Consider the following 7,809-nt stretch of genomic DNA (forward strand, 5'->3'; position numbering starts at 1 on the left):
GCCGACGTCCGGGTCGCCGCCCCCGGACGGCACCGGATCGCCTGCCGCGCCGTGGACGCGGCGGGCCGGATACAGACGGGCGAGCGCGCCCCGGTGCTGCCGGACGGGGCGACCGGATGGCACACGGTGTCGTTCACCGCGGGCCCGTGAGGGGCACATTCCCCGCGTCACACGCAGTGCATGTGCCCCGCACGCGGAGAGCGTGTTCCCGGGGGCGCGGAGTGCGATCCGGCGCACGTCGTTCGTCGGGCCGCTCCGCGACGTCGGTCGGTACCGTGGTGGACGGCTCGCCGTGGCCGGGCGAAGCCCCGGTGTGGCCTGCGTCAAGGTTGCGACCAGCTACTTTGTGCCCACGTTCACAAGTGGCTACCGTAGTGCCATTGCCGCGTGGGGTCGGGTATCGAACACCACCCGCCCCCGTGTGGTCAAGAGTGAATTTCTTCGTCGGCGACAGGAGACCAGCGTGGTGGCACAGCGTGGCCGGCGCGACGGGTCCTCGTCCGCCTCGGGGCGGGGGCGGCGGGCACCGGACGCCGACAACGCGCCCACCGCGGAGATGCCCGCCGTGGAGACCGCCGACCCCGCCGACGCGGCGGGCACGGGTGCCGAGGGCGGGTTGCCCGTCAAGGCGGTGCCCGAGGCGGCCGTCGCGCGGCTCGCCGTGTACCTACGGGTGCTCTCGACGCTGGCCGAACAGGGCTCGACCACGGTCTCCAGCGAGGAGCTCTCCCACGCGGCCGGGGTGAACTCCGCGAAGCTGCGCAAGGACCTGTCCTACATCGGCTCCTACGGCACGCGCGGCGTCGGCTACGAGGTCGAGGTGCTCATCGGCCAGATCGAGCGGACGTTGGGGCTCACCCGGCAGCACCGGGTCGCCGTGGTGGGCATCGGCAACCTCGGGCACGCACTGGCCAACTACGGCGGCTTCCCGGGACGTGGCTTCCCGGTGGAGGCACTGTTCGACGTCGACCCCGACCTGATCGGGGTCCCGGTGGGCGGGCTCCCGGTCTCCGGGCTGGAGGAGATCCCGCGGGTTTGTGCCGAGCGGGGCATCTCCATCGGGGTGATCGCCACGCCGTCCACGGCGGCGCAGTCGGTGTGCGACCGGCTCGTGGAGGGCGGGGTGCAGTGCATTCTCAACTTCGCCCCCGTGGTGTTGCAGGTGCCCGAACATGTCGAGGTGCGAAAGGTCGACCTGGCTGTGGAGTTACAGATCCTGTCCTTCCACGTGGCGCGCAGGGCGGACGGTGGGCCCGGTGCGGGCCGGGTCGCCGACGCCGAGGGTCTCGGAGGTGCGGTGATGTCGTCGTGAGTGTCCTCGCGATCGGGTTGTCCCACCGGACGGCCGACCTGGTGACGCTGGAACGCGCCGCCGTGCCGGCCGCCGAGGTGGTCAAGGTCCTCGACGAGCTGCACCGCGCCGAGGACGTCTCCGAGGTCATGCTGCTGTCGACGTGCAACCGCATCGAGGTCTACGCGGTCGTGGAGACGTTCCACGGCGGCCTCGCCGACATCTCCGACGTGCTCGCCCGGCAGGCGGGCATGGAGCCCGGCGAGCTCTACGACACCTTCTACGTGCACTACGCCGGTGCCGCGGTGGAGCACATCTTCTCGGTCGCCTCCGGTCTCGACTCGATGGTCGTCGGTGAGACCCAGATCCTCGGGCAGGTGCGGTCCGCCTACGCCACCGCGCGCGAGGCGGGCACGGTCGGCCGGACCCTGCACGAGCTGATCCAGACGACGCTGCGGGTCGGCAAGCGCGTGCACACCGAGACGGGGCTCGACCAGCTCGGCGCCTCGGTGGTGTCCGAGGCGCTGGCCACCGCGGGCGAGCTGGCGGGCAGGCGTGCGCTGATCGTCGGCGCCGGGTCGATGGGGGCGCTGGCGGCCTCGCAGCTGCGCAAGGCCGGCATCGGTGACCTGGTGGTGGCCAACCGCACGGTGGAGAAGGCCGAACGGCTCGCGGACTCGGTCGCCGAGCAGGGCATCCTCGCCCGCGCGGTGTCGATGGGCGAGCTCACCACGGAACTGGCCCGGGCCGACGTGGTGGTCTCCTGCACCGGTGCGAAGGACTCGGTCCTCGGCGCGGGGCACTTCTCCGACCTCGACCGCGGCGGTGCCGCGGACACCCCGTTGGTGGTCTGCGACCTCGGGCTGCCGCGGGACGTCGAGCCGTCGGTGGGTGAGATCCCCGGGGTGTCGCTGGTGGATCTGGAGACGATCCGGCAGCGGATGGCCGACTCGGGGACGGCGACCACGGAGAAGCAGATCGCCCGCGCGGGCGGTCTGGTGCTCGACGAGGTGCGCGAGTACCTGGCCGGGCAGCGCAGCGCGGCCGTCACCCCGACGGTGACCGCCCTGCGCAAGCAGGCCGCCGAGGTCGTCGACTCCGAGCTGCTGCGGCTCGACCGCCGCCGCCCCGACCTCGACGCCGACGTCCGCGACGAGGTGGGCCGCACGGTGCGGCGGGTCGTGGACAAGCTCCTGCACGCGCCGACCGTGCGCGTGAAACAACTGGCCGCCGAACAGAAGGCGGGCACCGACTACGCGAACGCGCTGCGCGAGCTGTTCGGGCTCGATCCGCAGGCGCCGACGGCGGTGTCCACCCCGTCCGCGGCCCCCGAGACGAGTCGGATCGACGGTGACGAGAGTGGCTGACAGGACTATCCGGATCGGCACGCGCGGCAGCAAGCTCGCGATGGCGCAGACGGGCACGGTCGCGCAGCGGTTGACCGATGCGGGACAGCACGTGGAGATCGTGCCCGTGTCGACGCCGGGCGACCGCTCGTCCGCCCCGATCGCGGAGATCGGGGTGGGGGTGTTCACCTCGGCGCTGCGCGACGCGCTCCTGCAGGGGGACGTCGACGTCGCCGTGCACTCCTACAAGGACCTGCCCACCGCCGCGGAGGAGGGCCTCACCCTGGCCGCGGTCCCGCCGCGGGAGGACCCGCGGGATGCGCTGATCGCCCGCGACGGGCACACCCTGGGCGAGTTGCCGCCCGGGGCGACCGTGGGCACCGGGTCGCCGCGCCGGATGGCGCAGCTGCGGGCGCTCGGACTCGGGCTGAACGTGGTGCCCATCCGGGGCAACATCGACACCCGGATCGGCAAGGTGACCTCGGGAGAGCTCGACGCGATCGTGCTCGCCCGGGCCGGGCTGGCCCGGGTCGGCCGGACCGACGAGATCACCGAGACGTTGGATCCGCGCCAGATGGTTCCCGCTCCCGCACAGGGGGCACTCGCGATCGAGACCCGTGTCGACGACGTGGACACCGAGCACCTGCTCCGCTCGATCGTGCACGACGAGCGGACGCGGGTCGCCGTGACCGCCGAGCGTGCCGTGCTGGCCGCGCTGGAGGCCGGGTGCAGTGCCCCGGTGGGCGCGCTGGCCGACGTCGTGGAGGACCTGGACGAGGCGGGGGCGATCGTGGAGCGGCTCTCGCTGCGCGGGATCGCCGCCACCGAGAGCGAGGGCGACTCCGTGGAGGTGCTCTCGGCGTCCGCGGTCGGGGAGACCGCCGACGCGGACGCGCTCGGGCGCTCGCTGGCCGCGGAGCTGCTCGACCTCGGCGCGGGCGCACTGTCGCACTGAGCCCGGACACGGCGCGAAGACATCGGAGCCGCCGCTCGACGGCGGTGGAGGAAAGGCCGTCGCTTCGACGGCGGAAGGACCGAGCCGTCACGCACGGTGGAAGAACCAAGCCGTCACGGACGGCGGAAGAACCAAGCCGTCACGGACGGCGGAAGAACCAAGCCGTCACGGACGGCGGACGGACGAGGAGAGACGACGTACATGACCCCCGCACGCAAGACCACGGGGCGCGTCGCCTTCGTGGGCTCGGGCCCCGGGGACGCCGGACTGTTGACGGTCCGTGCCCAGGAGCTGCTCGCGAAGGCCGACCTCGTGGTGACCGACCCGGACGTGCCCTCCGGTGTGCTCACCTACGCCGGCTCGGAGGCCGAGGTTCGCCCCGCCGTCGGTGAGCCCGGGGACGTCGCCAAGGACCTGACCTCGGAGGCCGAGGCGGGCAGGCTGGTTCTGCGCCTGACGGCCGGGGACCCGCTCACCCAGTCCGCGGTGGTGTCCGAGGTGCACGCGGTCGCCCGCACCAACGCCGTGTACGACGTGGTCCCCGGGGTCTCGCCCGCCGCCGCCGTGCCCGCCTACGCCGGTGTCGCCCTCGGTGGCCAGCACACCGAGGTGGACCTGCGCGGCGAGGTCGACTGGGCCGGACTGGCCGCCACACCGGGCCCGGTGGTGCTGCACGCGACGTCGAGCCACCTCGCCGAGGCGGCGTCGGCGCTGGTCGAGCACGGCCTGTCGGCGCAGACCCCGGTCGCGGTCACCTCGAACGGCACCAGCAACACCCAGCGCACCGTGGAGACGACACTGTCGTCGCTGGCCTCGGACGCCGGTGAGGTCGCGGGCCCGTTGGTGGTCACCGTCGGCGAGGCCGTCGGTGACCGGCAGAAGCTGTCCTGGTGGGAGTCCCGCGCCCTCTACGGGTGGAAGGTCCTCGTGCCACGCACGAAGGAGCAGGCCGGGGACATGGCCGAGCGGCTGCGCAGCCACGGCGCGAGCTCGCACGAGGTGCCCACCATCTCGGTGGAGCCGCCGCGCAGCCCCGCCCAGATGGAGCGCGCCGTGAAGGGCCTGGTCGACGGGCGCTACCAGTGGATCGTGTTCACCTCGACCAACGCGGTGCGCGCGGTGCTGGAGAAGTTCGCCGAGTTCGGGCTGGACGCGCGGGCGTTCTCCGGCGTCAAGATCGCCTGCGTGGGCGAGGCCACCGCGGAGAAGGTGCGTTCGTTCGGCATCTACCCGGAGCTGGTGCCCTCCGGGGAACAGTCCAGTGAGGGACTGCTGGAGGAGTTCCCGCCTTACGACGAGGTGCTCGACCCCGTCGACCGCGTGCTGCTGCCGCGCGCCGACATCGCCACCGAGACGCTCTCGGCGGGCCTGAAGGAGCGCGGCTGGGAGATCGACGACGTGACCGCGTACCGCACGGTGCGCGCCGCGCCGCCGCCCGCCGAGACCCGCGAGATGATCAAGACCGGCGGGTTCGACGCCGTGTGCTTCACGTCGTCGTCCACGGTGCGCAACCTGGTCGGCATCGCGGGCAAGCCGCACGCGCGCACGCTGGTGGCCTGCATCGGCCCGAAGACGGCGGAGACCGCCACCGAGTTCGGCCTGCGGGTGGATGTGCGCCCGGAGCAGCCGAACGCCGTGGAGCTGGTGGACGCCCTCGCCGAGCACGCCGCCAAACTCCGCGCCGAGGGCGCCCTCCCCCCACCCCGCAAGGCCAAGCGCACCCGCCGCTCCTCCTGACCCCACGGGGCCGGGGTCGTGCCGTGAGGGCCCCCTTCCCTGCGTTGAATGCAGCGAAGGGGGCCTTCACGGCATCTGGCGCAGGCAAGGGGGCCTTCACGGCAACCTCGCCCGGTGAGCGGGCACACGGGTGGTACCGGCGGGTAGGGTGGCGGGGTGTTTCCCCAGCATCGGCCTCGTCGGTTGCGGAGTACGGCCGCCGTGCGGCGGCTGGTGTCCGAGACGACGCTGCGGCCGCGCCAGCTGATCCTCCCGATGTTCGTCGCCGAGGGCGCCGAGGCACCGCGGCCGATCGGCAGCATGCCCGGTGTCCTGCAGCACACGCGGGAGTCCCTGCGCAAGGCCGCCGTCGACGCCGTGCGCGCCGGGGTGGGCGGGCTGATGCTGTTCGGCGTGCCCGCCACCCGCGACGCGCGGGGGTCCGGCGCCACCGACGAGAACGGCATCCTCAACGTCGCCCTGCGTGATCTGCGGGCCGAACTCGGCGACGACACGGTGCTGATGGCCGACACCTGCCTCGACGAGTTCACCGACCACGGGCACTGCGGCGTGCTGGACGCCGCGGGCGGCGTGGACAACGACGCCACCCTCGACCGCTACGCCGACATGGCCCGCGCGCAGGCCGAGGCGGGCGCCCATATGCTCGGACCGAGCGGGATGATGGACGGTCAGGTCGGCGTCCTCCGCCGCGCCCTGGACGACGCCGGGCGCACCGACGTCGGCATCCTCGCCTACTCCGCCAAGTACGCCAGCGCCTTCTACGGCCCGTTCCGCGAGGCCGTGGACTCGCAGCTGCAGGGCGACCGCAACACCTACCAGCAGGACCCGGCCAACGCCCGGGAGGCACTGCGCGAGGTCGAGCTCGACGTCGCCGAGGGCGCCGACGCCGTGATGATCAAACCGGCGATGACCTACCTCGACGTCGTCCGTGCGGTCGCGGAGAACTCCCCGGTGCCGGTCGCGGCGTACAACATCTCGGGGGAGTACTCCATGGTGGAGGCCGCCGCCGAGAAGGGCTGGATCGACCGCGAGCGCACCGTGCTGGAGACGCTGACGTCCATCCGGCGGGCGGGGGCCGACCTGATCCTCACCTACTGGGCGGCTGAGGCCGCGGCCTGGCTCGACTAGAGTCTCCCGCCGTGACGGAACCACCCGAGTCGGACGACCAGCGCCGCAAGCGCGGCCTCCCACCCGAACCGGCCGTGCCCGGCGAGAAGCGGGATGACGCGGCCGTGCCCGGCCCGGTGACGGCCGGATTCTGGCTCTACGTCCTGGCCGGCCTCGTGCTGGTGGCCGCGGTCGTCCTCACGTTCCCGCAGCGGGAGAGCCTGGTGGACTCCCTCCTCGAGATGGACGTCGAGGGGTTGACCCGGGAGCAGGCCGAGGCGAGCGTGACCAACTTCCTGTGGCTGCTGCTCCTGGGGGCGCTCGCACTGGCCGGGTTCACCTGGCTGTTCGCGTACAAGGCGCGGCAGGGCACCCGCTCGGCGCGCACCGTGCTGACCGTGCTCGCCGTCGTCTTTCTCCTCGTCGCGCTGCTGCTGCCCGGGCTGATGGCGATCGGCGCGGCGTTCGCCGCCGCGCTCGCGACCATTCTGCTCCATCTGCCGAGCGTGGCCGACTACTTCCCGCAGGTGGGGAGGTCGCTGCACTGAGCACGCCGCCGGACCGGCCCTCCGACGGCCGGACGCACTACGCCGAGCCGGGCGCGAGCCTCCGCGCCCTGCTCTGGGGGCCGCTCTTCGCGCTCGGGGGCTGGCTCGTGGAGATCGGGAACGGCTTCCGCCCGCACACGGTGACCTGGGTGGTCGTCGCGGTCGGGCTGCTCGGTCTGACCTGGTTGTGGGTGTCGGCCCGCCGCCGTTTCCTCGCCGTCGCGGTCGACGACACCCACCTCCGCCAGGGCTCCGAGCGGCTCCCCCTCACCCGGATCACCGAGGTCGACGCGGAGGGTGCCGACGCCACCGACCGGCGGGACACCGGGCGGGGCCGCGTCCTCGGGGGAGGCTTCGACGTGCCGCGCGGGTACGCGGAGGTCCGGCTGCGGCTGGACGACGACACGACGGTGCGGGCCTGGGCACGGGACGGTGCCGCACTGCGTCGGGCGCTGCGGACGGCCGTGACAGACTCGACCCCGTGAGTGACGTCGCCCCACCCGCCGCCGCGTCGCACGGGCGTGCCACGGCCCGGTTGCATCACCCCGCCCGGTTGGTCGTGGCGGTGCTCGAGGTGCTCGCGGCCGGTGCCGCCGGGTGGATGGTCCCGCAGGCCTGGTCGCGGGCCTGGGGCACGGTCGTGTTCCACCTCGACGACGGCACCGAGCTGGTCTCCCGCACCGTGGCGGGCAACTGGGTGGGTCTCGCCTTCGCCCTGGCCACCGCCGCCGCGCTGCTCCTCGTGGACGCGGGCAGGCAGACGCTGCTGGGCACCCGGACGCGCCGACGGCGACGCGGCGGTCCCCACCGCTGACCCACGCCGCC

General features: G+C 73.4%; 8 protein-coding genes. All 8 read left to right on the forward strand.

All coding sequences use genetic code 11. The annotated features are described in order from the left end of the window. Positions 1 to 463: 463 nt before the first annotated feature. The gene (locus tag ACTIR_RS0106310) at positions 464 to 1,312 is read left to right on the forward strand and encodes a redox-sensing transcriptional repressor Rex (protein WP_026453623.1); all 849 of its coding nucleotides are present in this window, start codon (positions 464 to 466) and stop codon (positions 1,310 to 1,312) included. After that, a complete protein-coding gene (locus ACTIR_RS0106315; RefSeq protein ID WP_026453624.1) occupies positions 1,309 to 2,658 on the forward strand; it encodes a glutamyl-tRNA reductase in 1,350 nt (449 codons plus the stop codon). The genes ACTIR_RS0106310 and ACTIR_RS0106315 overlap by 4 nt, the downstream gene beginning before the upstream one ends. After that, positions 2,651 to 3,592, forward strand: coding sequence for a hydroxymethylbilane synthase (gene hemC / locus ACTIR_RS0106320; RefSeq protein ID WP_034238680.1), 942 nt, complete (start codon positions 2,651 to 2,653; stop codon positions 3,590 to 3,592). Before ACTIR_RS0106315 ends, hemC begins: the two co-directional genes overlap by 8 nt. Positions 3,593 to 3,793: 201 nt before the next feature. Then, positions 3,794 to 5,329: a bifunctional uroporphyrinogen-III C-methyltransferase/uroporphyrinogen-III synthase gene (locus ACTIR_RS0106325; RefSeq protein WP_026453626.1), complete on the forward strand. Its 1,536-nt coding sequence runs from the start codon at positions 3,794 to 3,796 to the stop codon at positions 5,327 to 5,329. A 156-nt stretch (positions 5,330 to 5,485) separates the two neighbouring features. After that, positions 5,486 to 6,457: a porphobilinogen synthase gene (gene hemB / locus ACTIR_RS0106330; RefSeq protein ID WP_084789339.1), complete on the forward strand. Its 972-nt coding sequence runs from the start codon at positions 5,486 to 5,488 to the stop codon at positions 6,455 to 6,457. Between the two features lie 11 nt (positions 6,458 to 6,468). Continuing rightward, positions 6,469 to 6,984, forward strand: a complete 516-nt coding sequence (locus ACTIR_RS0106335; protein WP_026453628.1) for a hypothetical protein — start codon at positions 6,469 to 6,471, stop codon at positions 6,982 to 6,984. 107 nt (positions 6,985 to 7,091) lie between these two features. Further along, positions 7,092 to 7,469, forward strand: a complete 378-nt coding sequence (locus tag ACTIR_RS0106340; RefSeq protein WP_026453629.1) for a DUF3093 family protein — start codon at positions 7,092 to 7,094, stop codon at positions 7,467 to 7,469. Then, positions 7,466 to 7,798 (forward strand): hypothetical protein, encoded by a 333-nt coding sequence (locus tag ACTIR_RS22020; protein WP_026453630.1) that lies wholly within the window; start codon positions 7,466 to 7,468, stop codon positions 7,796 to 7,798. The genes ACTIR_RS0106340 and ACTIR_RS22020 overlap by 4 nt, the downstream gene beginning before the upstream one ends. Positions 7,799 to 7,809 lie beyond the last annotated feature (11 nt).

Origin of the sequence: Saccharomonospora iraqiensis subsp. iraqiensis (assembly GCF_000430445.1) — a bacterium.
GTDB classification, from domain to species: Bacteria; Actinomycetota; Actinomycetes; order Mycobacteriales; family Pseudonocardiaceae; genus Saccharomonospora; species Saccharomonospora iraqiensis.

Excerpts from the sequence above, each read along its gene's own strand:
- ACTIR_RS0106325 (WP_026453626.1), top strand. The coding sequence starts at position 3,794 with ATGACCCCCGCACGCAAGACCACGGGGCGCGTCGCCTTCGTGGGCTCG.